Raw genomic sequence first — 23659 nt, forward strand, 5'->3', positions numbered from 1 at the left:
TTTTCGCCGGGTCGTCCCGGTCTGGCGGCCCGGTGGTCCGGGGGAGGTCGTCCTCGCTTGACCCGTCAACATAGGTGCTGGCGCTTGCGGTGCAACCGCGACAATTGATTTCGCCCGCGATAGACTGACGGTCATGCGCGTGCTGCTATCCGCATTTGCCTCTTTCTGGGCCGGACCGCTGGTCGCCTGCGACCTGGCGCTTGTGCTGGCCGTGGACGTCTCCGGCTCGGTCGATGCAGGCGAATACCGAATCCAGATGGACGGGCTGGCAACGGCGCTGCGCGACCCCGTCATCTCCGAGGCACTGGTGCGGGCACAGGCCAAGCTGATGCTTTTGCAATGGACCGGCGCCTCGCGCCAGCGGATCACAATCCCCTGGACGGTGATAGATTCGTTCGAGGCCGCCGACGCCTATGCCGATGCGGTTCAGTCCGATCCGCGGATCTGGCGCAACTTCTCGACCGCCATCGGCGAGGCACTGGAGATCAGCATGGCCAGTTTCGACGATGTCCCCGAGTGCAAGCGTTACCTCATTGACGTCTCGGGCGACGGCAGCTCGAACGAGGGGATAGAGCCGACCGAGCTGCATGCCGAACTGAGGGCCCGCGGCATCACCGTCAACGCAATCGCCATCGAAGAGAGCGAGCCGGAGCTGACCGCCTATTTCTATGAAAACGTCATTGTCGGCGACGGCGCCTTCGTGGTTTCGGCGTCGGGATTTCTGGACTATCCCGAACGAATCCGCCGCAAGCTGCTGCGCGAAGTTACCGAGCAAACCTCGGACCTGCCCGGCCAGATTCGTGATCACAGGGACGACGTATTGATAACGCTCACATCTTCGCCCCACGCGAAATAACGTGATCACAGCCCGCCAAACTGTGATCACATGTGCCGAAAATCTGCCGCACCGTGCCAAAAAACCGCGTTCCAGACCCAAGCCGATGCGTGACAGACCTGTAAAAACCGCTAGAAACGGAAGCAGCCAACGGAAAAGGAGCCATCATGGCCGATGTCAATCGGGGCGACCGCCCGCTTTCGCCGCACCTGTCGATCTACCGTCCGCAGCTGACCTCGATCACTTCGATCCTGACCCGCATCACCGGCAACGCCCTGCTGCTGGCCGCGCTGCTGACGGTGTGGTGGTTCCTGGCGGCCGCGACCTCGCCCGAGTATTTCGCCACGGCCGATGCGGTCATCACCTCCTTCCTGGGTGACCTGGTCATGTTCGCCTCGCTCTGGGCGCTGTGGTATCACACGCTGGCCGGCATACGGCACCTGATCTGGGACAACGCGATGGGCCTGGAACTGCCCATCGCCGAGAAGCTCGGCTGGGCGGTCGTCGCGGGGTCGGCCCTGCTGACCATCGTCACCGTCATCATCATCTGAGGAGCCGCACATGCGTTACCTGACCGACCGCAAACGCGCCGTGGGCATGGGCTCGGCCAAGTCCGGCGTGCATCATTTCTGGACCATGAAGGTGCAGAGCGTCGCGCTGCTGATCCTGATCCCGCTCTTCGTCTTCACCTACGGCCCGATGCTGGGCGCGCCGCATGACGCGGTGCTGGACTATTTCTCGCGTCCGTTCCCGGCCATCGTGGCCGCCCTGACCATGATCGTCGGGTTCAAGCATTTTGCCGACGGCGCACAGGTGCTGATCGAAGACTATGTGCATGGCACCGCCCAGAAGGTCGTCATCATCCTGGTCACCTGCCTGTCCTATGCCGCAATGGTCACGGGCCTTTTCGCAATCGCCCGCATCGCCCTCTGAGATCGGAGCTCAAGACACATGGCTGAATACGAATACGAGACCCACGAATACGATGTCGTGGTGGTGGGTGCCGGCGGCGCCGGGCTGCGGGCGACGCTGGGCATGGCCGAACAGGGGCTGCGCACGGCCTGCGTGACCAAGGTGTTCCCGACCCGCTCGCACACTGTCGCCGCACAGGGCGGGATTGCCGCGTCGCTTTCCAACATGGGCCCCGACCACTGGCAGTGGCACATGTACGACACCGTGAAAGGGTCGGACTGGCTGGGCGACACCGACGCGATGGAATATCTGGCGCGCGAGGCGCCCAAGGCGGTCTATGAGCTGGAGCATTACGGGGTGCCGTTCTCGCGCACCGAAGAAGGCAAGATCTATCAGCGCCCGTTCGGCGGCCACACCACCGAGTTCGGCGAAGGCCCTGCGGTGCAGCGCACCTGCGCCGCCGCCGACCGAACCGGCCACGCCATCCTGCACACGCTCTATGGCCAGTCGCTCAAGAACAACGCCGAGTTCTATGTCGAGTATTTCGCCATCGACCTGATCATGTCCGAGGACGGGCAGTGCCAGGGCGTCGTCTGCTGGAAGCTCGATGACGGCACCATGCATGTGTTCAACGCCAAGATGGTGGTGCTGGCCACCGGCGGCTATGGGCGCGCGTATTTCAGCGCCACCAGCGCCCATACCTGCACCGGCGACGGCGGCGGCATGGTGGCCCGCGCCGGCCTGCCGCTTCAGGACATGGAATTCGTGCAGTTCCACCCCACCGGCATCTACGGTTCGGGCTGCCTGATCACCGAGGGCGCGCGCGGCGAGGGCGGGTATCTCACCAATTCCGAGGGCGAGCGATTCATGGAACGCTACGCCCCGCAATACAAGGACCTGGCGCCGCGCGATTACGTCTCGCGCTCGATGACGATGGAGATCCGCGAGGGCCGGGGCGTGGGCGCCGAGGGCGACCATATCCATCTCAACCTTTCCCACCTGCCGGCCGAGGCGCTGGCCGAGCGTCTGCCGGGTATCTCGGAATCGGCCAAGATCTTTGCCGGTGTCGATGTCACCAAGGAACCGATCCCCGTCCTGCCCACGGTGCACTACAACATGGGCGGCATCCCCACCAACTACTGGGGCGAGGTGCTGAACCCCACCAAGGATGACCCCACCGCCGTGGTCCCCGGCCTGATGGCCGTGGGCGAGGCCGGCTGTGCCAGCGTGCACGGCGCCAACCGGCTGGGCTCGAACTCGCTGATCGACCTGGTGGTCTTCGGCCGCGCGGCGGCGATCCGGGCCGGCAAGGTGGTGGATCCCGAGACGGGTAACCCGGCGCTGAACCAGACCAGCGTCGATCGGGCCTTCGACCGGTTCGACAGCGTTCGCAATGCCAAGGGCGGCACGCCCACGGCCGAGCTCCGGCTGGAGATGCAGAAGACCATGCAGGAGGATGCCGCCGTCTTCCGCACTGCCAAGACCATGGCCGAAGGGCTGGAGAAGATGACCGCCATCGCCGGGAAGCTGGACGATCTGAAGGTCACCGACCGCAGCCTGATCTGGAACTCTGACCTGATGGAGACGCTGGAGCTGACCAACCTGATGCCCAACGCGCTGGCCACGATCGCCGGCGCCGAGGCACGCAAGGAAAGCCGCGGCGCGCATGCCCATGAGGACCATCCCGAGCGTGACGACAAGAAATGGCGCGTTCACACGGTTGCCCGCGTGGACGGCACATCGGTCGATCTGAGCTATCGTCCGGTCATCACCGACCCGCTGACCACAGAGAAACAAGGCGGCATCAACCTCAAACGCATCGCGCCAAAGGCGCGGACGTTCTAGGGTAGGCGCCGGGGAGAGCGGAGTGTTTGGCGTTCGAGATGATCTTCTAAAATTGCCCGGGATCCGTCGCAAGTTGCGCGGAGAGTCTAGGATCGTGCCCGAAGAGGGGTTTCCCCGCATGGGGCCCGATCACTATTTCACATTGCTCGAAAGGATGCACCGGGAACTCAAGCCCAAAACGTATTTCGAGATCGGCACGGAGTCCGGGGCCAGTCTGCATTTGTCCCAGTGCACCTCTTACGCCGTTGACCCCACGTTCCGCCTTGCCGCAGATGTGACCGGAACCAAGCCGGAGCTCTATCTCTTCCAGGGAACCAGCGACGAATTCTTCGAATCGGACATGCTGCGTCGCATGGATCCAAGCTTCGACCTTGCCTTTCTCGACGGCATGCACCTGTTCGAGTTCCTTTTGCGCGACTTCATGAACAGTGAAAAGCGTATGACGCCGACGGGCTGCATTGCCATGCATGACTGCGTCCCGATGAGCATGGCTGCCGCCGATCGCGACTGGGACAAGACAGTCACTCGCCAATGGGTCGGCGACGTGTGGAAGGTGGTTTTGATCCTTCGTAAATACCGTCCCGATCTTTACATGGAAGTGGTGAATGTGGCGCCCTCGGGGCTGGTTGTTGTCCGCAATCTGGATCCCACCAATAGTATACTCGACACTGAATATGACCGGATTGTCCGCGACTGGTCAAAGCTTTCGCTCGCCGACTACGGACTGCCCCGCCTGCTCGACGATCTCGATATCCAACCCAATGACACAAATGACGGACAACACGGCGAGCCGGTCCCGGCGCGCCGAAAGACTCAAAAGGCCCGAAGCATCGCCATCAAGACAGCGGTGAAATCACGCCGGCAGCGTCGTTACTGGGGAGACTGGCATTTTGCCTTGAGTTTCTCGGAGGCGCTGGAACGGCAAGGTATCAATAGTCATGTCCAGTGCTTGCCGGAATGGGAGGAGAGTTCTGTCGAAGCCGATCTGGACCTATTCATACTCGGGGCGCCTTCGATGCCCGCTCCAAGTGGCAGGCCCCGCGTTTTGTGGTTGATCTATCCCGGCAAGACAGAAGGAGACGTTGCCCGCATCATGCGTGAGGCCGCATCGTCGGACCTTGTCCTGGTCGCCTCCGAATCCTTTGCTACCAAGTTGCGCGGCTTGGGGCTCAACGCAGAAGTTCTGCATCAAGCATTTGATCCCAATAAGATGTTCCCTGACCCGTCACGCAGACGCGAAGGCTTTCATTTTGTTGGTTCCAATTACAGCAGAGGCGATCGAATGAGGCCGATAGCCGAAATGGCGGTCGAAGCTGGACATTATCCCAACGTTTATGGCCCGCGCTGGGCGGCGACACCGCTTGGCGAGAAACTCGTGGCGGATTATGTTCCTAACGACGAACTGGGTGATCTTTATCGTGGGGCCGAAGCAATCCTGTGTGACCATCTCCCATCGATGCGTGAAAATGGATTTATTTCCAATCGCATCTTCGATGCACTTGCCTGCGGGACACCGGTCATTTGTGACGATGTGGATGCACTGCTGCCGGAATTTCGCCCGTTTGTTTATTGTTGTCGCACTGCAAAGGAGTTTTCCGACGCGGTCGACGCTATTCGGAACGAAGGCGAAGAGAAGCGCCGATCGAGGTTTGAACATGCGCAAGACATGGTGCTGAAGCACTCATTCGTTGCCCGCGCAAAAGCGATGACTGATATCCTGACCGCTCTTCTGGAGAAGAAATGAAACAGCTATTGTTCTCAGCCCCAGTGTCCCGGAGCCCGACATGATCCCCACCCCCCGCATCCTGTGCATCGGTACGCATCACAAATGCGGCACCGTCTGGATGCGGCGGGTGTGGCGGTTGATCGGGCAGGCGCTGGACATTCCCATGCGGCCCCTGCATCGCCCGCGGAAGTGGACGGATCTGCCCGAGGAGGGCCGGGTCATCTGCGTGAACTGGTCGAGCCGTTTCGCGCCGGGCCTGATGGAGCGCGAGGATGCGCGGTTCCTGCACATCATCCGCGACCCTCGCGACGTGTTGCTGTCCGGCGCCAGATACCATGAAACGGCGCCGGGACGGCAGGAGAACTTCCTGCACGTTCCGAACCCCGACTGGAACGGGCGTACCTACCAGCAACAGATCCGGCACCTGCCCACCCGGGAAGAGAAACTCGCCTTCGAGATGGCGCAGCACCATGCCAGCGTGCTGGCGGAGATGACGGCCTGGCCCTATGGTCATCCCAGGGCCATCGACCTGCGCTACGAGGACCTGATCGAGGACACCGATTGCGCGATCTTCGGCCGCGTGCTCGACCACTTCGGGTTCCAGGGCGCGGAACACGATACCGCGCTCGAGATCTACCACCAAAACTCCCTGTTCGGGGGATTGAAGGACAGGTCCGATGTCGGGCGGCTCAAGACGCATGTGTCCTCGGGCAAGACACGCCGATGGCTGACCGAGTTGCCGCCCCGGACCGCCGCGCTCTATCTTGAGCGGCATGGCGACGATCTGATCAAGCTGGGCTACGAGTCCGACCGGACCTGGCTCGACAAGCTGAGACCGGACGCCATGTCCGGCTCGGAAACCCAAGCAGAAGGGTAACACATCATGGTTCAACTGACGCTGCCCAAGAACAGCCGCATGACCACCGGCAAGACCTGGCCGAAACCGCAAGGCGCCGGCAACGTCCGCAAGTTCCAGATCTATCGCTGGAATCCCGATGACGGCCAGAACCCGCGCGTCGACACCTATTTCGTCGACATGGACAGCTGCGGTCCGATGGTCCTGGATGCGCTGATCAAGATCAAGAACGAGATCGACCCCACCCTGACCTTCCGCCGGTCCTGCCGCGAGGGGATCTGCGGGTCGTGCGCGATGAACATCGACGGCATCAACACGCTGGCCTGCATCTACGGCATGGACGAGATCAAGGGCGACGTGAAGATCTATCCGCTGCCGCACATGCCGGTGGTCAAGGACCTGATCCCGGACCTTACGCATTTCTACGCCCAGCACGCTTCGATCATGCCGTGGCTGGAAACCAAGACCAACCGCCCCGCCAAGGAGTGGAAACAGTCGATCGAGGACCGCAAGAAGCTCGATGGCCTCTATGAATGTGTGATGTGCGCCTCCTGCTCGACCGCCTGCCCGTCCTACTGGTGGAACGGCGACCGCTACCTCGGCCCCGCTGCGCTGCTGCACGCGTATCGCTGGATCATCGACAGCCGCGACGAGGCCACCGGCGAGCGGCTGGACGATCTGGAGGATCCCTTCAAGCTCTATCGCTGCCACACGATCATGAACTGCACCAAGACCTGCCCCAAGGGCCTGAACCCGGCCAAGGCCATTGCAGAGATCAAGAAGATGATGGTCGAGCGGGCGGTCTGATCCGCCCGGCGCGTTGGAAATCTCGGTCTATCACGCCCTGATCCTGGCCCTGCTGGCCGGGCTGGCGATCCCGCTGGGGGGCGTACTGGCCCGCTGCGAACTGGCGGTCGAGCGTCATGTGCCGGCCGACCTGGTCCTGGGCATCGCGGCCTTCGGTGGCGGCGCGCTTTTGTCGGCGGTGGCCCTGGTGCTGATCCCCGAGGGGGTGGAGGCCCTGCATCCGGCCTCGGCGGTCATCCTGTTCGCTACCGGTGGCCTCCTCTTCTTCGCCATCGACCGGGCGCTGGAACGGGCCGGCGGCGGAGGCGCGCTCTTGCTGGCCATGCTGCTCGATTTCGTGCCCGAAGCGATGGCGCTCGGGGCGCTGCTGATCTCGGACCCCGCCACGGCGATCCTGCTGGCGGGGATGATCTTTCTGCAAAACGTGCCCGAAGGCTTTGCCGCCTTCCGCGAGGTGTTCGTGGCGGGGCGGCACAATGTCCGGCACATCCTGCTGCTGTTCCTGGGTCTGGCCGCCATTGGACCCGTCTGCGCGGGGATCGGGTTCCTGTTCCTGGTGGACCAGCCGGTTCCACTGGGCGCGATCATGGTCTTCTCTGCGGGCGGCATCCTCTACCTGCTGTTCCAGGATGTCGCGCCGGCGGCCCATCGCCACGGGCACTGGCTTCCGGCTTTGGGCAGTGTCGGCGGCTTTGCCCTGGGCCTGGCCGGGCATCTGGCAACCGTCTGACCCGGCGTCACCATGCAGCAACCGCATGACAAGATTGCGAATTCATGGGATGCACCGGCGCATCGGTGCGCCTATCTTCGATCTCGGGGAGGGGCAGACCATACGCAGGATGACGCCCATGAAACTCGTCAAATCCAAGACCGCACCCGCCGAGGCGCTGAAGCTGCTGGACCAGGCATGGGCCTATTACACGCCCGAGCCCCTGCCCGTGGCGGCAGAAACGCCCGAGTTGTTCCAATACGCCAACGCGGCCTGACCGGCCCGCCGGGCGGACACCATACCGGATTGCGGGGCTTGGCGCCCGGCCCCGGCATGGGCTAGGGGTCGCCGCATGGTGGTGCTGGTGATCCTCGCAATCGGTGTGCTGGCCTATTTCATCTGGCGGGCCCGCACATCCTCGCTGACGCGGGCCTGTCGCTGGCGACAGGACAAGGCCGCCCAACAATGGCGCTGCGCCTATTGCGGCGCGGTGCAGCCCGGCCTGGATCCACCGCGCGCCTGCCACTGCCGCTGACGCTTGCATCCCGCGCTCGGATCGGGCCACCTGATCCCGGAGCCGAGGAGACGCGCCATGACCCAAGCCCCCGACGACGCCGACGCCCGCCGCGCCGTGGCGCCGGTGATCTGCTATCCCGACGATACGCTGCCGAAACCAGACCTGGACCTTTATGCGGCGGCCCGCGCCACCGCGCGCAAATCCGGCGAGATCCTGGTGCCACCCCGCGACGCTCGCTGCTTCGAGGTTCCGCGCGGGCAGTTCTTTCGCATCACCTCGGTAGGTGGGCCGCAGGTCGGCGACCTGAACTTGTGGAACGCCGAGGATCTGACCGAACGGTTCTACTCGGGCAAGACCCGCGCCCTGCATGGCACGCACCTGACCACCGGCGAGCGGATGTGGAGCAGCTTTCCGCATCTGCGCCCGATGGCCACGATCACCTGGGACAGCCTGGACTGGTACGGGATCGACGCGTTCGGCGGATCGGTCCATGACGTGATCGGCACCCGTTGCGATCCCTATACCGGCAACCTTCTGTCCGGAACGCAATACCACCACTGCTGCCACTCCAACCTGATCCGCGCCCTGGCCGGGCATCTGGGGGTCTCCGCGGTCGAGGCCGAGCCGCACGTGCATGATGTGCTCAACGTGTTCATGTGCACCGGGTTCACCCGCGATACCGGGCAGTATTTCATGAAGGCCTCTCCGGTGCGCCCCGGCGACCACCTGGAGTTCTTCGCCGAGATCGACCTTCTGGGCGGGCTCAGCGCCTGCCCCGGCGGCGATTGCGGCTCGGGTCACTCCTCTGACGCGGCCGCCTGCCATCCGCTGCTGGTCGAGATCTTTGCCCCCGCACCGGGGTCTCTGGAAGGCTGGCAACCGCGCGAACCGAGCCAGTATGACCGCAGCCATGGTCTTTGAGCCCCGCCGTCGCGCGATGGTTTGCGGCCGGATCGCGGGCCGAGCCCCGGCAACGCCTGTGGCGGCAAGATGGACGCGCCCTATCCGTGGTTCGAAGTGGGCGCCCTGGCTGTTACCCGGCGCACCTGCCCCCAGATGCCGGCCGAACGCCGCTTCCTCGCGGCGCTTGGCGAGATGAGCCAAGCCGAAGTGTCGGGCGATATCCTCATCCTGCGCAACGCGGCGGGCGGCGAGATGGTCTTTACGGCGACCGGGCCAGGAGGTCGATAAGCCGCCCGCGGGCCTGCGGCAGCGGCCTGTGCGCAACTTCCATCGCCAACCGCGATTCAAGGAAATGACCCGTGGTGCCCAGCGCCTTGACGATCTCGGCATCCGATTCCGGCCCCCGCCCCAACAGGCAGGGCGGCAATGGCAGCATGCGATCGGCCCAGTCACCGGCCCCCGCCGCCGTAACTGCCCGGCCCGATTTCGGCGAGACATAGACCAACCCCTCGGTCGCCCCGGTGACGGCGCAGGCGGCCAGGTCCAGGCCGAACCCGAGATCCTCCAGCAAGGCCTGCTCCCACCGCAGATAGGCCAGCGGCCAGATCTCGTCCTGGCCCAGCAGGTCCATAAGCTGTTCGGTCTGGCGATAAAGCCGCGGATGCGACTCGCGCTCGGGCAGGCTGTAAGACAGAAGGGCCACCACCGCGTTCAGCCCCGCAAGCGCCATGCGCCCCGAGAAGGCCGCCGCCGCCCGGCTGCGCAGGGGTTCGACCGCGTAGGTTCCGATATGCGCGTCCAGCCGCGCCCGCCACGTCACGTCGAGCTGCGCGCCCGGTTGCAAAAGCGGAGCGATCTTCCGGCTGGTGCCGCCGCGCACGACACCGGCATGACGGCCATGTGCCTCGGTGAACACCTCGATGATCGCAGAGGTCTCGCCGTGGCGCCGCACCGTCAGCAGGATGCCGTGATCGCGCCAGTCCATTCCCCTACTCCAGCCCGTCCTCGCCCAGAAGATGACGCCCCTGGCGGTCCTCGACCTCGATCACCCAGAGATCGGGGTCGAAATCGCGTTGGCGGGCAATCGCCGCATCCACGTCACGCTCGTCGCCGCCGGCCAATTCGACCCAGGCGCGCGCACCGCTCATCAGATCATACTCGCGGTGAAAGGCAACCGCCTGCCCGTTCAGCGTGTTCAGCTTGACCAGAACCGCGCCGGCAGTGTCGTCGCCATGTGCGGTCACGAAGGCCGGAATGTCATTGAGCCGAAGCCGCGTGAGATAGGCCTGAACCCAGAAATCCGCCGTGAGCCGGGTCATCGCAGCCCCGCGCCTCTGACCGCCGCAGGCGCCTCCGGCGGGGATATGAAGACGCCCATCGGCCGCGGCATGGATCACCCGCCGTCCTTGAAGTCGAGGCCCATCTCGGAATAGCGCTCGGCCTCGTCCAGCCAGTTGGGCCGGACCTTGACCTGAAGGAACAGGTGCACCTTGCGGTCGAGAAAGGCCTCGAGCTCGGCGCGGGCGGCCTGGCCCACCGCCTTGATGGTCTCTCCCTTGTGACCCAGCAGGATCCCCTTGTGCCCGTCGCGCGCTACATAGATCACCTGGTCGACGCGCGCCGAGCCGTCCTTGCGTTCCTGCCAGTTCTCGGTCTCGACGGTCAGCTGATAGGGCAGTTCCTGGTGCAGCCGCAGGGTCAGTTTCTCGCGCGTCATCTCGGCGGCGATCATCCGCATGGGCAGGTCGGCGATCTGATCCTCGGGATAGAGCCAGGGCCCCTCGGGCAGCGCGCCGGCGAGCCACTTGCGCAGGTCGTCGACGCCGTGGCCCTTCTCGGCCGAGATCATGAAGGTCTCGGCAAAGTCGAAACGCTCGTTCAGGTCCCGCGCGAGGCCCAGCAGCGCCTTGGAGGCCACCCGGTCGATCTTGTTGATGGCCAGCGCCACGGTGCGGCCCTGTCCGATATCGCCCAGGCCATCGAGGATGCGCTCGACCCCTTCGGTGATGCCGCGATGCGCCTCGACCAACAGCACGACGATATCGGCATCCGCGGCCCCGCCCCAGGCGGCGGCGACCATCGCCCGGTCCAGCCGCCGGCGCGGCTTGAACAGGCCCGGCGTGTCGACAAAGACCAGCTGCGCCTCGCCCTCCATCGCGACACCGCGGATGCGGGCGCGGGTGGTCTGGACCTTGTGGGTGACGATCGAGACCTTGGCGCCCACCATGCGGTTGAGCAGGGTGGACTTGCCCGCATTGGGCTCTCCGATCAGGGCAATGAAACCGGCGCGGGTGGTCATGGGGCGATCCTGAAGTTGCAACGAGGCTGTGACCTACAGGATATTGCCGCCACCGGCCAGATGCGATCGTGCGGTCGGGGTCAATCCGCGCTCCGGTGCGAGCGCGCCAGCGTGTAGAGCCCGCTGCCGACGATCAGCGCGGCACCGGTCAGCACCAGGGCATCGGGACGCTCGTCAAAGAACACGACCGCAAAGACCAGCGCCACCAGAAGGCGGCTGTAGCGGAACGGCGCGACAACGGCCACCTCTCCGGTGCGCATCGCCCGGGTGAGAGCAGTGTAAGCCGCGACCCCGACGCAGCCGGTGAGCAGCAGCTTGCCCGCCTCGGCGGACGCCGGAAGCCGGGGCGGCGCGGCATCGAAGGGCAGGATCAGAAAGCCCGCACAGGTCACAACCAGAAAGCCCAGCGTGCCAAGCTGCCGCGCCGACACCGTGACCGGGCTGGCGCGCGTGGCTAGGTCGCGCCCGGCGAATCCGATCATGCCGGCCAGGGCGAACAGGGCCTCGGGTCGGAACTGCTCCGGTGTCGGGCGCAGGATCAGCAGCACGCCGACAAAGCCGACCGACATCGCGGTCCAGCGCCGCCGGCCCACGGTCTCGCCCAGAAACAGCGCCGCGCCGGCCACCACGACAAGCGGCGCCGCCTGCAGGATAGCCGACGTGATCGACAGCGGCGCGAAGGCCAGCGCCAGGGCAAAGAACAGGCGCCCGACGATCTCGAATCCGGTGCGGATCAGCAGGTGCGGGCGCAGGATCTCGGGCGTGAGAACCGGCTCTTTCGCGCGGCGGGACAAGGCGACGTAGATCGCCAGCCCGGCCAGGCCGAACAGCACCGTTGCCTGGCCCGGCCCCATCGTCACGGTCACGGATTTGAACAGCGCGTCCTCGACCGCGAAAAGGGACATGGCGGCCACCATGAAACCCGCCCCGAACAGGTTCCGGCCCGGCAGGGCGTTCTCAGCCACCGCCCGAGACCGTGTCGAGCAGCGCGGCGGCGGCCTCCTGTTCGGCCTGGCGTTTCGATCCGGCGGTGGCGCGGGCCTCGGTGCCGTCCTGCAGGCGGGCGGCGATGGCAAAGACCGGTGCGTGATCGGGGCCGCTGCGCGACAGCTGAACATAGGTCGGCGGGGTCATCCCCCGGGCCTGCGCCCATTCCTGCAACGCGGTCTTGGCATCGCGGGCATCGGCTTCGACCTTGTGGACACGGTCGCCCCACAGGCGTAGGATCATGGCGCGCGCGGCCTCGAACCCGGCATCGCGGTGAACGGCGGCGATCACCGCCTCCATCGCGTCGCCCAGCAGCGCCTGCTTGCGCCGGCCGCCGCTGCGCATCTCGGAGCGGCCCAGTTTCAGCACCGCGCCCAGTTCGACCTCGCGGGCCACGTCGGCGCAGGTCTCCTTGCGCACCAGCGCGTTGAACCGCGGCGCAAGCTGGCCCTCCGCGGCGGACTTGTCCTGGTCAAGAAGCGCCTCGGCCATGACCAGGCCCAGCACCCGGTCGCCGAGGAATTCCAGACGCTGGTTGTCGCCGCGCGTGGGCGAAGAGATCGACCCGTGGGTCAGCGCGCGCACCAACAACTCGGGCCGGAAGAATTCGTGGCCGATCCGGGCCTGAAAGGCCTTCAGATCCGCCGAAAGCTTCACTGGATCGCCTTGAAAAACCGGTCGCCGCGCCAGGTCCAGAAGAACAGCATGGACCGGCCCGCGGACGAGAACATGATGCGATCGGCACGGCCGATCAGGTTTTCGTAGGGCACGAACCCGACGCCACCGGCCGATTGCGGCAGGCGCGAGTCGCTGGAATTGTCGCGATTGTCACCCATGAAGAAGTAATTGCCCTCGGGAACGGTGTAGACGCCGGTGTTGTCCGAGGCCTGGTTGCCGATGTTCAGGATCGTGTGCTCGACACCGTTGGGCAGGGTCTCGGTCAGGCGGGTTTTCTGGCAGATCCCGCCGGCACCCACGGGCCCGTTCTCGCAGCGCGGGCGCAACTGCTGCGGCCCCTGCGGTTCGGCCACTTCCTCGAAGACGCCGGCGTCATCCAGTTTCACCGGCTCGCTGTTGATCTGCAGGACACCGGCCTTGACCTGGATCCTGTCGCCCGGCATGCCGACCAGCCGCTTGATGAAATCTCGCCCGGAAGTGGGGTGACGGAACACCACGACATCGCCGCGCTCGGGCTCGCCCCCGAACACACGGGTGTTGTCGCCGTCGAGAAAGCCGCAGATGTTCTTGGCGTCGATATCGATGCCGAAACGCGGCATCTTCAGGTTCGGGCAGGACGCATAGGAATAGCCATAGGCCATCTTGTTGACGAACAGGAAATCGCCGATCAGCAGCGTTTCCTTCATCGAGCCCGACGGGATCCAGAACGGCTGAAAGAAGAGCGTCCGGAACACGCCCGCGATCAGCAGGGCATAGACGATGGTCTTGATCGTCTCCCAGATCGCGTGTCCGGGCTTGGCTTTGCTGGCCATTGAGGTCTCCAGTCCTTATGGGTCGGGCGCTACATGCGGGCGGGGCCGGGGTAAGTCAAGGGATCGCCCACCTCGTCCAGGGGGCGCGCCTCGATCACCACGAAGGCCTGCGCCCAGGGGTGGTCATCGGTCAGCGTGACGTGGATCAGCGCCTCGTGGCCCGGCGGGGTCATCTCGCGCAGCCGCTCGGCGGCCCAGCCGGTGACATGCATCACCGGCTGCCCGGTCGCCAGGTTGCTCACGGCCATGTCCTTCCAGGCGATTCCCATGCGCAAACCGGTGCCCAGCGCCTTGGAACAGGCCTCCTTGGCGGCCCAGCGCTTGGCATAGGTGCCGGGCGTGTCGGCACGGCGTTCGGCCTTGCGCTGTTCGATTTCGGTGAAGACACGGTTGCGGAACCGGTCGCCGAAACGGTCCAGCGTCCGTTCGATCCGTTCGATATTGGCCAGGTCGGTGCCGATGCCGAGGATCAAGGGCGTCCCCCGTCGTCGAGATCACGGAGGGTCACGCGCGGGCCTCATCCATCAGGCGGCGCATTTCCCGGATGGCAGGGTCCAGACCCAGAAAGATCGCCTCGCCCACCAGGAAATGCCCGATGTTCAACTCGCGCACCTCGGGAAAGGACGCGACGGGTTTCACCGTGTCATAGGTCAGGCCGTGTCCGGCATGCACCTCGAGGCCCAGCGAGTGGGCATAGGCCGACATCTCGCGCAGGGCCTCCAACTCGCGGTCGCAAATATCCGCTTGGCCCTCGGCATGAGCATCGCAATAGGCGCCGGTGTGAAGCTCGATCACCTGGGCGCCGATGCGGTGCGCGGCCTCGATCTGGCGATTGTCGGCGGCAATGAAGATCGACACCCGGCAGCCAGCGTCGCGCAGGGGCGCGATGAAATGGGCCAGCCGGTTCTCCTCGCGCGCGACCTCAAGCCCGCCCTCGGTTGTGCGCTCCTCGCGCTTTTCCGGCACGATGCAGACCGCGTGGGGTTTGTGGCGCAGGGCGATCTGCTGCATCTCGTCGGTCGCCGCCATCTCGAAGTTCAGCGGCACCGTCAGCACGTCCATCAGCCCCTCGATATCGGCATCCGAGATATGCCGGCGGTCTTCGCGCAAATGCGCTGTGATGCCGTCGGCACCGGCCTCCTCGGCCAGTTTCGCCGCGCGCAGCGGGTCGGGATAGGCGCCGCCACGGGCGTTCCGCACGGTGGCCACATGGTCGATGTTGATCCCGAGACGCAGATGGTTTTCCGGCATCGTTTGCCCCTCACCTTGATTTCGGACGCGACCGTAGCGGGGTTTTCTCCAGAGCGGCACCCCCCGCCCCGGCCTTTTTCTTGATCGCCTCGAACTTGGCCTTGATCTTGGCCCGGCGGCGCAGCTGATAGGCACGGATCAGCGGTACGCTAAGCCAATAGCAGACCACGCCGGCCACCAGGCCGGGCAGGATGCCGCCGACCAGATAGGGATAGAACACCTCGTCATAGAACAGGTGCAACCCCCGCCAATCTGCCTCGCGCCCGGTGAAGATCGACAGGAAATTGTCGCGCAGGTCCCCCGAGGCGTTGGCGATCTTGCGCATCAGGCCGCGGCGTTGGCCCTCCTCGAAGGTGGTTCCCAGCAGGAAATGCCCGGTCTCCAGGCTGACCACCGCGATCGGGACATAGGTGAACGGATTGCCGAAGAAGGTGCCGCTGAGCGAGGCGAGCAGGTTGCCGTTGATCAGCCGCGCCAGCAGCACGGCAATCAGGAAATGCAGCCCGTAGAACGGCGTGAAGGCGGCGAAGACCCCGGCCCCGATGCCGCGCGCAATGCGTTCGGGCGTATCCGGCAGGCGCCTGACACGGTGCTTCACGTAGTGGAAAGCGCGCGTCCAGCCGCCGCGCGGATACACGAACTCCGAAGCGGCCTGAACCGGCGAGCGGCGATCTCGGCGCTTGAATACCACGCTGGTCTGTCCTTTCCGAGCTGCCCGAACCTATCCCCGCACCAATGTGTCCGCGCCTTCCCGGTGACGTTCGACCGATGCAACGTCGCTTTCCGCCTCCAGCATCAGCATCAGCGAATGCAACTGCTCCAGATCGCGCAGTTCGACGCTGATGAGCAGGCGGTAGAAGTCGGGTTTCCGGTCCACGAACACAAGGTTCGAGATATTGGCCTTCTTCTCGCCGATCAACGTGCAAATACGTCCCAGCACACCCGCGTCATTGCCGATCGTCACCTCGAGCGAGGCGTCATAGGCCGCCGGGTGGGTGCCCGACTGCCAGTGCAGATCGACCCAGCGGTCGGGCTGATCTTCGAAGGCGCTCAGCTTCTGGCAGTCGATGGCGTGCACGACCACGCCCTTGCCGCGATAGGTGATGCCGACGATCCGTTCGCCCGGCAGCGGCTGGCAACAGGGCGCGCGTTCGAATTTCTGCCCCGGCTCCAGGCCGATCACCGCGCGGCGCGGCGAGATCGCGTCGCCCTCGTCCGGGGCCAGGTCGGGATAGACCGCCTGCACCACGTCATGCGCGGTCAACTCGGCGCTGCCCAGCCGGGCCAGCAACTCGCCCCGGTCCTTCAGCCGCAGCGCGCGGGCCGCCGTCTCGAGCACCTTGTCGGTGGCCTTGCGCCCGACATTCTCGAAGGCCGAACGCGCCAGTTCGCGTCCCAGCTTGATGAACCGCTCGCGGTCAACCTCGCGCAGCGCGCGGCGGATCGCGGTGCGGGCCTTGCCGGTGACCGCGATCTCCAGCCAGCTGACCTGCGGCGTCTGGCCCTCGGCGGTGATGATGTCCACCGACTGTCCGTTCTTGAGCCGGGTCCAGAGCGGCACGCGGATGCCATCGACCTTGGCGCCCACGCAGGCATGGCCGATCCGCGTGTGGATGGCATAGGCAAAGTCGATCGGCGTCGCGCCCCGCGGCTGCTTGACGACATCGCCCTTGGGGGTGAAGCAGAACACCTGGTCGGAATACATCTCGAGCTTCACCGCCTCGAGGAAATCCTCGTGATCCTCCTCGTTGTCGAACTGCTCGGTCAGCGAGGCGATCCACTTGGCGGGGTCGACCGCGAACGGGTTTTCCGACCGCACCCCGTCGCGATAGGACCAATGCGCCGCCACACCGGTCTCGGCCACGTCATGCATCTGACGGGTGCGGATCTGCACCTCGACGCGTTTGCCGTCGCGACCCGACACGGTGGTGTGGATGGAGCGATAGCCGTTCGACTTGGGCTGGCTGATATAATCCTTGAACCGGCCCGGCACCGCGCGCCAGCGCTGGTGGATGGCGCCCAGCGCGCGATAGCAATCCTCTTCCGACCCGGTGATGACGCGGAAGCCGTAGATGTCGCTGAGCCGCGAGAAGCCCTGTTCCTTTTCCTGCATCTTGCGCCAGATGGAATAGGGTTTCTTGGCCCGGCCGAACACCTCGGCCTCGATCCCGGCCTTGTCCAGCTCGCCGCGCATGTCGCCGGTGATGCGGTGGATCACGTCGCCGGTTTCGCGCTGCAGTGTGATGAAGCGGCGGATGATCGACTGCCGCCCCTCGGGGTTGAGGACTCGGAATGCCAGATCCTCCAACTCCTCGCGCATCCACTGCATGCCCATTCGGCCGGCAAGCGGCGCGAAGATGTCCATGGTCTCGCGCGCCTTCTGCACCTGCTTTTCCGGCTTCATCGCCTTGATGGTGCGCATGTTGTGCAGTCGGTCGGCCAGCTTGACCAGGATCACCCGCAGATCCTTGGACATGGCCATGAACAGCTTGCGGAAGTTTTCGGCCTGCTTCGTCTCCAGGCTCGAGAGTTGCAGGTTGGTCAGCTTGGTGACGCCATCGACCAGCACCGCCACCTCGTCGCCGAAATGCTCGGCGATCTGGCCGTAACTGGCCTTGGTGTCCTCGATCGTGTCGTGCAGCAGCGCGGTGATGATGGTGGCATCATCCAGCCGCTGCTCGGTCAGGATGGCGGCCACGGCCACGGGGTGCGAGAAATAGGGCTCGCCGGAATGCCGGGTCTGCCCCTCGTGCATCGCCTTGCCGAACTCGTAGGCCGCGGTCAGCCGCTTGGCATTGGTCTTGGGGTTGTAGTTGCGGACCAGCGCAATCAGGTCATCGGCGGCAATCATCCGGTCCGCATCCTTGTCGTCGGGCGGCTCAGCCCTGCCCCTGCGCCTCCATCAGCGCGCGCAGCAGCTTCTCCTCGGACAGGTCGTCCTCGGCGGGCTTGTCGGATTCGGCACCCATCAGCAGGGCCATCTGGTCCTCTTCCGGCTCGTCGACCTCGATCTGGGACTGGTTGCTTTCGATCAGCCGTTCGCGCAGGTCGTCGGCCGCCTGCGTCTCGTCGGCGATCTCGCGCAGCGCCACGACCGGGTTCTTGTCGTTGTCGCGGTCGATGGTGATCGCGGCCCCGGCCGAGATCTCTCGCGCACGGTGGGCGGCGAGCATCACCAGCTCGAACCGGTTCGGAACCTTGTCTACGCAGTCTTCAACCGTCACGCGGGCCATTGGCGGATCTCCAAGTTCGTCATCTGATCAGAAGGCGTGGTTCTATGCGCGAATCCACTGCTTGACAAGCAGGAAATAGGGGAACTTCCGATCAGATCGGCGTGACCGCGGCACGGTCGGCCGCCGGCAGCGCGGAGCACATTTCCGCGATGCTCCACCCCGAGACCGGGTGACGCCAGCCGGGCGCGACATCCGCCGCCGGGATCAGGACAAAGGCGCGGTCCTGCAGACGCGGATGCGGCAGGATCAACCGGTCTGGCGTGTGCTGCCGCTGCTCCTCGCCCCGCAGGTCGCGCCACCTGGAATATATCCCGGCGTCCGGCAGAACGGCGTCGCCGAATGCGACGATATCCATATCCAGCGTGCGCATGCCCCAGCGGCGGACCCGCTCGCGCCCATGTTCGCGCTCGATCCGGTGCAGCAGGGCCAGCAGGTCGGACGGATCGTCCCCGGCATCGACGGCAAGCACCGCGTTCACGTAATCCGGCCCGGCACCGGCCGGAAAACAGGGCGTGGCATAGAACCGGCTGACAGCGCGAATCACCACGCCGGCATCGGACAGCGCCACGCAGGCCCGACCCAAGGTCAACTCAGGGCTGAACCGTCCCTGTGGAAGGTTCGCACCAAGCGCGATCAGCGAAACGGACCGGAATTCGGTCATTTTTGTGAACAACTCGGGTTTACAGAATACGTCAGATGCATGACAATTCTCTTACTCACTCTTGCGATAGATGCCAGTTCAACTTAATTTTCGGGAATTATCCCGCCAGAATTTATCGCTCACTCACGGAACTAGCGGTGGGATGGTTCACACCGGAAGGAACAATTATGTTTTACAAAGACGAACGGCTGGCGCTGTTCATCGACGGTTCGAATCTTTATGCAGCGGCCAAGGCACTCGGGTTTGACATAGATTACAAGCTGTTGCGCCAGGAATTCATGCGCCGGGGAAAGCTTTTGCGGGCCTTCTATTATACTGCTCTTCTGGAAAACGACGAGTATTCGCCGATCCGCCCGCTTGTCGATTGGCTGCACTACAACGGTTTCTCGATGGTCACGAAACCGGCCAAGGAATACACCGACAGCATGGGGCGACGTAAGGTCAAGGGCAACATGGATATCGAACTGACCGTGGATGCCATGGAACTGGCGCCGCGGGTCGATCATATCGTTCTGTTTTCCGGTGATGGCGATTTCCGTCCGCTTGTGGCCAGCCTGCAGCGTCAGGGTGTCCGGGTCTCTGTCGTCTCGACGATCCGCAGCCAGCCGCCGATGATCTCGGACGACCTGCGTCGGCAAGCCGACAACTTCATCGAACTGGAAGAGCTCAAGGACGTGATCGGACGTCCGCCGCGCGACACGACCGGCGAACAACGCAGCAACGTGGCGACCGCGGGCCGCTGACCCGGACAAGGGCGGAACCACGGCCGGAGCTAAAGGCACCCGGCCGTGGTCCGTAGACAATAACTTGCTATGAAACAGGGATTTTCTAGCAAGTGGCCATGTCGGAATTGTGACGCCCCGCAGGCGCTTTCTTGAAATGCTGGACCCGGGCGCGCGAATTGCATACCTCTCGCGTGCAAGGAGGTGCCCCGATGGCCAAACCGCCCCTGACGCTATATCTGGCCGCGCCGCGCGGGTTCTGCGCCGGTGTGGACCGCGCCATAAAGGTGGTCGAGATGGCGCTCCGGAAATGGGGCGCGCCGGTCTATGTCCGCCATGAGATCGTGCACAACAAATTTGTCGTCGATTCGCTGCGCGAGCAGGGCGCGGTCTTTGTCGAGGAGCTGGAGGAATGCCCCGATGACCGGCCGGTGGTGTTTTCGGCGCATGGCGTGCCGAAATCGGTCCCGGCAGAGGCGGCGCGGCGCCAGATGATCTATGTCGACGCCACCTGCCCGCTGGTCAGCAAGGTCCATATCGAGGCGCAGCGCCATTCCGAGAACGGATTGCAGATGATCATGATCGGCCATCGCGGCCACCCGGAAACCGTGGGCACGATGGGCCAGCTGCCCGAGGGCGAGGTCTTGCTGGTCGAAACCGTCGAGGACGTGGCGCATGTGCAGGTCCGCGACCCCGAGCGCCTCGCCTTCGTCACCCAGACCACGCTGTCGGTGGATGACACCAAGGATATCGTCGCCGCGCTCAAGGCGCGGTTCCCCGCCATTGTCGGCCCGCACAAGGAAGACATCTGCTACGCCACCACCAACCGGCAGGAGGCCGTGAAGGCGATGGCGCCGCAGGTCGAGGCGATGCTGGTCGTGGGCGCGCCGAATTCGTCCAATTCGCGGCGGCTGGTCGAGGTTGGCGCCAAGTCCGGCTGCGGCTATGCCCAGCTGGTGCAGCGCGCCGGCGACATCGACTGGCGCGCGCTGGACGGGATCTCGACCCTGGGGGTCACCGCCGGCGCCTCGGCGCCCGAAGAGCTTGTGACCGAGGTGATCGACGCCTTCCGCAGCCGCTATGACGTGACCGTCGAGCAGATCGAAACCGCGACGGAAAACGTCGAATTCAAGGTTCCGCGCGTGCTGCGCAGCTGAACCGGAGGCCCGCCCATGATCTCGCTGCATTTCCTGCTGACCGCCTTCGTTGTCGTTCTGGCGCCGGGCACCGGTGTCGTCTACACGCTGGCGCTGGGCCTGGGTCAGGGGCGCGCGGCGGCGGCCTGGGCGGCGCTGGGCTGCACCATCGGCATCGTGCCGCACCTGCTGGCCGCGATGCTGGGACTGGCGGCGATCCTGCACAGCTCGGCCCTGCTGTTCCAGGCCGTCAAGCTGGCCGGTGTCGCCTATCTGCTCTATCTCGCCTGGCAGGCGTTGAAATCCGGTGGCGTTCTGTCGATCCGGTCGGACCGGCAGTCGCAGCCCGGGCCGCGCATCGCCGGGCGCGGGGCCCTGATCAACATCCTGAACCCCAAGCTCTCGGTCTTCTTCCTGGCGCTGCTGCCGCCGTTCCTCAGCGGCGATCCCACAGCCGCCACGGCAGAGATGATCATGATGGGCGGCGTGTTCATGGCAATGACCTTCGCGGTCTTCCTGCTCTACGGCGTGTTCGCGGCGACCGCGCGCACCTATGTGCTGGGCTCGGACCGCGCCCTGCGCTGGCTCAACCGCGGCTTTGCGGCGGTGTTCGCCGGTCTTGCCGCCCGGCTGGCGGCGGAGCGGGCATGAGGCGCATACCCGCCGCACCGCTGCTGCTGGGCCTGGCCGGGCTGATCCCCTTTGTCTGGGGGGCCGCCACCTATCTGCATGACGGGTTGCAGGCCTGGGGCGCGGCCCAGCTGGGTCCACGCTTCGTCGGGCGCGATATGCCTATCTTCTATGGTTCGGTGATCCTCAGCTTCATGTCCGGGGTGCTGTGGGGCTTTGCCACACGCGCCAGCCGCGGTCAGGCGGCTGCGGGATACGCGCTGTCGGTGCTGCCCGCGCTCTGGGCGTTCTTCATGACCGGTGGCGGACCTGTAAGCGACGGGATGAACCTGATCTTCGGCTTTGCGGGGCTCCTGCTTCTGGATGCCGCCTTTGCCCATTGGGGCCTGACCCCGCCCTGGTGGATGCCGCTGCGGGTGCTGCTGACGGTGATCGTGATCGCCTGTCTTGCCGTCGGAGTATTCCTGTGAGCGATCCGCGCACCCTTGCCGTCTACAACAGCCAGGCCGACGCCTATGTCGAGATGATGGAGCGCGAGGCCAGCGACGATCAGATGATCGGGCGATTCATCGCGGCCTGCCCCGAGGGTGGCCGGGTTCTCGATCTGGGCTGCGGGCCGGGACACTATGCCCGGCGGATGGCCGAGACCGGCTTGCAGGTCGAGGCGATCGACGCCTCCGAGGCGATGGTGGACCGCGCAAGCCGTTTGCCCGGCGTATCGGTCCGGCTTGGCCGGTTCGAGGACCTGACCACCACCGCGCGCTATGACGGGATCTGGGCCTATTTCAGCCTGTTGCACGCGTCGCGCGCAGAACTTCCGGCCCATCTCGACCGGATCGCACGGGCGCTGAAACCGGGAGGCGTGCTGTTCCTTGGCATGAAACGTGGCAACGGCGGTGGCCGGGACCGGCTGGACCGATACTACGAGTATTACCAGCGCGACGAGCTGGAGTCGCTTCTGACCGACGCGGGCCTGACCCCGCGCGCCCACTGGCTGGGACAGGGCGCGGGGCTGGCGGGCTCGGTGTCGGGCTGGATCGTGATCCGTGCCGATGCCTGAGCTCTTCGCCTATACCGACGGTGCCTGCTCCGGCAATCCCGGCCCCGGCGGCTGGGGCGTTCTGATGCAGGCCAAGGAGGGCGGCTCCGTCGTCAAGGAACGCACCCTGTGTGGCGGCGAGGCGCTGACCACCAACAACCGGATGGAGTTGCTGGCCGCGATCACCGCGCTCGAGACCCTGGTTCGCCCCTCGTCCATCACCATCGTCACCGACAGCGCCTATGTGAAGAACGGCGTCACCGGCTGGATCCACGGCTGGAAGCGCAACGGCTGGAAGACCGCCGGAAAGAAACCGGTGAAGAACGTCGAACTGTGGCAGAGGCTCGACGCGGCACGCCAACGCCATGACGTGACCTGGGAATGGGTCAAGGGCCATGCCGGCCACCCCGAGAACGAGCGCGCCGACGAATTGGCGCGCGAGGGCATGGCCCCCTTCAAACCGTCCAAGGCCAAGACATGACCATCCTGGCGCTGCTCGACTACGGCTCGGTGCTGGTGTTTGCCCTGACCGGGGCGCTGGTCGCCAGCCGGGCGCAGCTGGATCTGGTGGGCTTTGCCTTCATCGCCTGCCTGACGGCGGTGGGCGGCGGCACCCTGCGCGACCTGCTGCTGGACCGCAACCCGGTGTTCTGGATGGGCGACAGCCGGTATATCCTGATCGCCACCGGCGCCGCCGTGCTGGTGTTCTTCACCGCGCATCTGGTCGAAAGCCGCTATCGCTGGCTGATCTGGCTGGACAGTTTCGCGCTGTCCATCGCGGTCGCCGCCGGAACCGGCGTGGCGCTCAGCTTCTACCAGTCGCCGGTGACCGTGGTGCTGATGGGCATGACGACCGGCTGCATGGGCGGGCTGATGCGCGATGTCGTCGTGGGCGAGGTGCCGCTGGTGCTGAAACAGGGCGAGCTTTATGTCACCTGCGCCTTTGCCGGGGCGACGGCGGCGGTGCTGGCGGATCGCGCCGGGCTGGACCAGCTGCCGACCCTCGCCCTCTGCGCCGGCATCTGCTGGGCGTTGCGGGCCGGGTCGCTGCTCTTCGGCTGGCGCCTGCCGGCCTACAAGAGCCGCCCGCCGCGCGTTTGA

Annotated in this window: 31 protein-coding genes; 19 read left to right on the plus strand and 12 right to left on the minus strand. The window is 65.2% G+C overall.

Translation table 11 applies throughout. From position 1 onward, the window contains the following. The first annotated feature begins 133 nt into the window (after nucleotides 1–133). The 12 genes from BMX57_RS16745 (at nucleotide 134) to BMX57_RS16795 (ending at nucleotide 9398) form a co-directional block, all read left to right on the plus strand. Nucleotides 134–856 (plus strand): DUF1194 domain-containing protein, encoded by a 723-nt coding sequence (locus BMX57_RS16745; protein ID WP_092369854.1) that lies wholly within the window; start codon nucleotides 134–136, stop codon nucleotides 854–856. 146 nt (nucleotides 857–1002) lie between these two features. Next, nucleotides 1003–1386 (plus strand): succinate dehydrogenase, cytochrome b556 subunit, encoded by a 384-nt coding sequence (gene sdhC, locus BMX57_RS16750; protein WP_092369857.1) that lies wholly within the window; start codon nucleotides 1003–1005, stop codon nucleotides 1384–1386. Nucleotides 1387–1396: 10 nt separating this feature from the next. Further along, a complete protein-coding gene (gene sdhD, locus BMX57_RS16755) occupies nucleotides 1397–1768 on the plus strand; it encodes a succinate dehydrogenase, hydrophobic membrane anchor protein (protein ID WP_092369860.1) in 372 nt (123 codons plus the stop codon). Between the two features lie 18 nt (nucleotides 1769–1786). Further along, nucleotides 1787–3592 (plus strand): succinate dehydrogenase flavoprotein subunit, encoded by a 1806-nt coding sequence (gene sdhA, locus BMX57_RS16760; protein WP_092369863.1) that lies wholly within the window; start codon nucleotides 1787–1789, stop codon nucleotides 3590–3592. 94 nt (nucleotides 3593–3686) lie between these two features. After that, on the plus strand, nucleotides 3687–5336 hold the full coding sequence (locus BMX57_RS16765; protein ID WP_143057939.1) for a glycosyltransferase family protein: 1650 nt from the start codon (nucleotides 3687–3689) through the stop codon (nucleotides 5334–5336). A 40-nt stretch (nucleotides 5337–5376) separates the two neighbouring features. After that, nucleotides 5377–6195 carry a sulfotransferase family protein gene (locus BMX57_RS16770; protein WP_092369869.1) on the plus strand — a complete coding sequence of 273 codons (819 nt, stop codon included), beginning with the start codon at nucleotides 5377–5379 and terminating at the stop codon, nucleotides 6193–6195. Between the two features lie 6 nt (nucleotides 6196–6201). Further along, nucleotides 6202–6981, plus strand: a complete 780-nt coding sequence (locus BMX57_RS16775; protein ID WP_092369871.1) for a succinate dehydrogenase iron-sulfur subunit — start codon at nucleotides 6202–6204, stop codon at nucleotides 6979–6981. Nucleotides 6982–6994: 13 nt separating this feature from the next. After that, on the plus strand, nucleotides 6995–7711 hold the full coding sequence (locus BMX57_RS16780; protein ID WP_177175486.1) for a ZIP family metal transporter: 717 nt from the start codon (nucleotides 6995–6997) through the stop codon (nucleotides 7709–7711). A 118-nt stretch (nucleotides 7712–7829) separates the two neighbouring features. Beyond that, nucleotides 7830–7967, plus strand: a complete 138-nt coding sequence (locus tag BMX57_RS20745) for a hypothetical protein (protein ID WP_177175487.1) — start codon at nucleotides 7830–7832, stop codon at nucleotides 7965–7967. A 75-nt stretch (nucleotides 7968–8042) separates the two neighbouring features. Continuing rightward, a complete protein-coding gene (locus BMX57_RS16785; RefSeq protein WP_092369874.1) occupies nucleotides 8043–8225 on the plus strand; it encodes a hypothetical protein in 183 nt (60 codons plus the stop codon). Between the two features lie 57 nt (nucleotides 8226–8282). Next, entirely contained in the window at nucleotides 8283–9128 is an 846-nt protein-coding gene (locus tag BMX57_RS16790) for an urea carboxylase-associated family protein (RefSeq protein ID WP_092369877.1), read from the plus strand. 69 nt (nucleotides 9129–9197) lie between these two features. Beyond that, nucleotides 9198–9398, plus strand: a complete 201-nt coding sequence (locus BMX57_RS16795; protein ID WP_143057940.1) for an META domain-containing protein — start codon at nucleotides 9198–9200, stop codon at nucleotides 9396–9398. Here the strand turns inward: BMX57_RS16795 and recO are convergent. The 12 genes from recO to folK all read right to left on the minus strand — a co-directional run bounded on the left by recO (nucleotide 9370) and on the right by folK (nucleotide 19031). Then, nucleotides 9370–10095, minus strand: coding sequence for a DNA repair protein RecO (gene recO / locus BMX57_RS16800; RefSeq protein WP_092369880.1), 726 nt, complete (start codon nucleotides 10093–10095; stop codon nucleotides 9370–9372). The genes BMX57_RS16795 and recO overlap by 29 nt on opposite strands. 4 nt (nucleotides 10096–10099) lie before the next feature. After that, nucleotides 10100–10429 carry a DUF1491 family protein gene (locus BMX57_RS16805; protein ID WP_092369883.1) on the minus strand — a complete coding sequence of 110 codons (330 nt, stop codon included), beginning with the start codon at nucleotides 10427–10429 and terminating at the stop codon, nucleotides 10100–10102. Between the two features lie 74 nt (nucleotides 10430–10503). Continuing rightward, entirely contained in the window at nucleotides 10504–11409 is a 906-nt protein-coding gene (gene era, locus BMX57_RS16810; RefSeq protein ID WP_092369886.1) for a GTPase Era, read from the minus strand. 80 nt (nucleotides 11410–11489) lie between these two features. Beyond that, entirely contained in the window at nucleotides 11490–12374 is an 885-nt protein-coding gene (locus tag BMX57_RS16815) for a DMT family transporter (RefSeq protein ID WP_268236037.1), read from the minus strand. Continuing rightward, on the minus strand, nucleotides 12367–13053 hold the full coding sequence (gene rnc / locus BMX57_RS16820; RefSeq protein WP_092369889.1) for a ribonuclease III: 687 nt from the start codon (nucleotides 13051–13053) through the stop codon (nucleotides 12367–12369). The genes BMX57_RS16815 and rnc overlap by 8 nt, the downstream gene beginning before the upstream one ends. Further along, nucleotides 13050–13886 carry a signal peptidase I gene (gene lepB / locus BMX57_RS16825; protein ID WP_092369892.1) on the minus strand — a complete coding sequence of 279 codons (837 nt, stop codon included), beginning with the start codon at nucleotides 13884–13886 and terminating at the stop codon, nucleotides 13050–13052. Before lepB ends, rnc begins: the two co-directional genes overlap by 4 nt. A 29-nt stretch (nucleotides 13887–13915) precedes the next feature. Next, nucleotides 13916–14359: a holo-ACP synthase gene (gene acpS / locus BMX57_RS16830; RefSeq protein ID WP_092369895.1), complete on the minus strand. Its 444-nt coding sequence runs from the start codon at nucleotides 14357–14359 to the stop codon at nucleotides 13916–13918. Nucleotides 14360–14390: 31 nt separating this feature from the next. Next, on the minus strand, nucleotides 14391–15137 hold the full coding sequence (locus BMX57_RS16835) for a pyridoxine 5'-phosphate synthase (protein ID WP_092369898.1): 747 nt from the start codon (nucleotides 15135–15137) through the stop codon (nucleotides 14391–14393). Between the two features lie 10 nt (nucleotides 15138–15147). Continuing rightward, nucleotides 15148–15828: a DUF2062 domain-containing protein gene (locus BMX57_RS16840; RefSeq protein ID WP_092369901.1), complete on the minus strand. Its 681-nt coding sequence runs from the start codon at nucleotides 15826–15828 to the stop codon at nucleotides 15148–15150. A gap of 30 nt (nucleotides 15829–15858) precedes the next feature. Continuing rightward, nucleotides 15859–17988: a RelA/SpoT family protein gene (locus BMX57_RS16845; RefSeq protein ID WP_092369904.1), complete on the minus strand. Its 2130-nt coding sequence runs from the start codon at nucleotides 17986–17988 to the stop codon at nucleotides 15859–15861. Nucleotides 17989–18016: 28 nt separating this feature from the next. Then, entirely contained in the window at nucleotides 18017–18370 is a 354-nt protein-coding gene (gene rpoZ, locus BMX57_RS16850) for a DNA-directed RNA polymerase subunit omega (protein WP_092369907.1), read from the minus strand. A gap of 91 nt (nucleotides 18371–18461) precedes the next feature. Continuing rightward, nucleotides 18462–19031, minus strand: coding sequence for a 2-amino-4-hydroxy-6-hydroxymethyldihydropteridine diphosphokinase (gene folK / locus BMX57_RS16855; RefSeq protein WP_092369910.1), 570 nt, complete (start codon nucleotides 19029–19031; stop codon nucleotides 18462–18464). A 167-nt stretch (nucleotides 19032–19198) separates the two neighbouring features. Between folK and BMX57_RS16860 the strand changes: the two genes are divergently transcribed. From BMX57_RS16860 to BMX57_RS16890, 7 genes are all read left to right on the plus strand, one after another. Beyond that, the gene (locus BMX57_RS16860) at nucleotides 19199–19774 is read left to right on the plus strand and encodes a LabA-like NYN domain-containing protein (RefSeq protein WP_092369913.1); all 576 of its coding nucleotides are present in this window, start codon (nucleotides 19199–19201) and stop codon (nucleotides 19772–19774) included. A 191-nt stretch (nucleotides 19775–19965) separates the two neighbouring features. Then, nucleotides 19966–20910, plus strand: a complete 945-nt coding sequence (gene ispH / locus BMX57_RS16865; protein WP_092369916.1) for a 4-hydroxy-3-methylbut-2-enyl diphosphate reductase — start codon at nucleotides 19966–19968, stop codon at nucleotides 20908–20910. 15 nt (nucleotides 20911–20925) lie between these two features. Then, nucleotides 20926–21540, plus strand: coding sequence for a LysE family translocator (locus BMX57_RS16870; RefSeq protein WP_092369919.1), 615 nt, complete (start codon nucleotides 20926–20928; stop codon nucleotides 21538–21540). Further along, nucleotides 21537–21989: a DUF3429 domain-containing protein gene (locus tag BMX57_RS16875; RefSeq protein WP_092369922.1), complete on the plus strand. Its 453-nt coding sequence runs from the start codon at nucleotides 21537–21539 to the stop codon at nucleotides 21987–21989. Before BMX57_RS16870 ends, BMX57_RS16875 begins: the two co-directional genes overlap by 4 nt. Further along, entirely contained in the window at nucleotides 21986–22579 is a 594-nt protein-coding gene (locus tag BMX57_RS16880; RefSeq protein ID WP_092369925.1) for a class I SAM-dependent methyltransferase, read from the plus strand. Before BMX57_RS16875 ends, BMX57_RS16880 begins: the two co-directional genes overlap by 4 nt. Then, the gene (gene rnhA / locus BMX57_RS16885; protein ID WP_092369928.1) at nucleotides 22572–23039 is read left to right on the plus strand and encodes a ribonuclease HI; all 468 of its coding nucleotides are present in this window, start codon (nucleotides 22572–22574) and stop codon (nucleotides 23037–23039) included. The genes BMX57_RS16880 and rnhA overlap by 8 nt, the downstream gene beginning before the upstream one ends. Next, a complete protein-coding gene (locus BMX57_RS16890) occupies nucleotides 23036–23659 on the plus strand; it encodes a trimeric intracellular cation channel family protein (RefSeq protein WP_092369931.1) in 624 nt (207 codons plus the stop codon). The genes rnhA and BMX57_RS16890 overlap by 4 nt, the downstream gene beginning before the upstream one ends.

The organism is Cribrihabitans marinus, assembly GCF_900109035.1.
GTDB classification, from domain to species: Bacteria; Pseudomonadota; Alphaproteobacteria; order Rhodobacterales; family Rhodobacteraceae; genus Cribrihabitans; species Cribrihabitans marinus.

Excerpts from the sequence above, each read along its gene's own strand:
- BMX57_RS16745 (WP_092369854.1), top strand. The coding sequence starts at position 134 with ATGCGCGTGCTGCTATCCGCATTTGCCTCTTTCTGGGCCGGACCGCTG.
- sdhC (WP_092369857.1), top strand. The coding sequence starts at position 1,003 with ATGGCCGATGTCAATCGGGGCGACCGCCCGCTTTCGCCGCACCTGTCG.
- sdhD (WP_092369860.1), top strand. The coding sequence starts at position 1,397 with ATGCGTTACCTGACCGACCGCAAACGCGCCGTGGGCATGGGCTCGGCC.
- sdhA (WP_092369863.1), top strand. The coding sequence starts at position 1,787 with ATGGCTGAATACGAATACGAGACCCACGAATACGATGTCGTGGTGGTG.
- BMX57_RS16770 (WP_092369869.1), top strand. The coding sequence starts at position 5,377 with ATGATCCCCACCCCCCGCATCCTGTGCATCGGTACGCATCACAAATGC.
- BMX57_RS16775 (WP_092369871.1), top strand. The coding sequence starts at position 6,202 with ATGGTTCAACTGACGCTGCCCAAGAACAGCCGCATGACCACCGGCAAG.
- BMX57_RS20745 (WP_177175487.1), top strand. The coding sequence starts at position 7,830 with ATGAAACTCGTCAAATCCAAGACCGCACCCGCCGAGGCGCTGAAGCTG.
- BMX57_RS16785 (WP_092369874.1), top strand. The coding sequence starts at position 8,043 with ATGGTGGTGCTGGTGATCCTCGCAATCGGTGTGCTGGCCTATTTCATC.
- BMX57_RS16790 (WP_092369877.1), top strand. The coding sequence starts at position 8,283 with ATGACCCAAGCCCCCGACGACGCCGACGCCCGCCGCGCCGTGGCGCCG.
- BMX57_RS16795 (WP_143057940.1), top strand. The coding sequence starts at position 9,198 with ATGGACGCGCCCTATCCGTGGTTCGAAGTGGGCGCCCTGGCTGTTACC.
- recO (WP_092369880.1), bottom strand. The coding sequence starts at position 10,095 with ATGGACTGGCGCGATCACGGCATCCTGCTGACGGTGCGGCGCCACGGC.
- BMX57_RS16805 (WP_092369883.1), bottom strand. The coding sequence starts at position 10,429 with ATGACCCGGCTCACGGCGGATTTCTGGGTTCAGGCCTATCTCACGCGG.
- era (WP_092369886.1), bottom strand. The coding sequence starts at position 11,409 with ATGACCACCCGCGCCGGTTTCATTGCCCTGATCGGAGAGCCCAATGCG.
- lepB (WP_092369892.1), bottom strand. The coding sequence starts at position 13,886 with ATGGCCAGCAAAGCCAAGCCCGGACACGCGATCTGGGAGACGATCAAG.
- BMX57_RS16835 (WP_092369898.1), bottom strand. The coding sequence starts at position 15,137 with ATGCCGGAAAACCATCTGCGTCTCGGGATCAACATCGACCATGTGGCC.
- BMX57_RS16845 (WP_092369904.1), bottom strand. The coding sequence starts at position 17,988 with ATGATTGCCGCCGATGACCTGATTGCGCTGGTCCGCAACTACAACCCC.
- rpoZ (WP_092369907.1), bottom strand. The coding sequence starts at position 18,370 with ATGGCCCGCGTGACGGTTGAAGACTGCGTAGACAAGGTTCCGAACCGG.
- folK (WP_092369910.1), bottom strand. The coding sequence starts at position 19,031 with ATGACCGAATTCCGGTCCGTTTCGCTGATCGCGCTTGGTGCGAACCTT.
- BMX57_RS16860 (WP_092369913.1), top strand. The coding sequence starts at position 19,199 with ATGTTTTACAAAGACGAACGGCTGGCGCTGTTCATCGACGGTTCGAAT.
- ispH (WP_092369916.1), top strand. The coding sequence starts at position 19,966 with ATGGCCAAACCGCCCCTGACGCTATATCTGGCCGCGCCGCGCGGGTTC.
- BMX57_RS16870 (WP_092369919.1), top strand. The coding sequence starts at position 20,926 with ATGATCTCGCTGCATTTCCTGCTGACCGCCTTCGTTGTCGTTCTGGCG.
- BMX57_RS16875 (WP_092369922.1), top strand. The coding sequence starts at position 21,537 with ATGAGGCGCATACCCGCCGCACCGCTGCTGCTGGGCCTGGCCGGGCTG.
- rnhA (WP_092369928.1), top strand. The coding sequence starts at position 22,572 with ATGCCTGAGCTCTTCGCCTATACCGACGGTGCCTGCTCCGGCAATCCC.
- BMX57_RS16890 (WP_092369931.1), top strand. The coding sequence starts at position 23,036 with ATGACCATCCTGGCGCTGCTCGACTACGGCTCGGTGCTGGTGTTTGCC.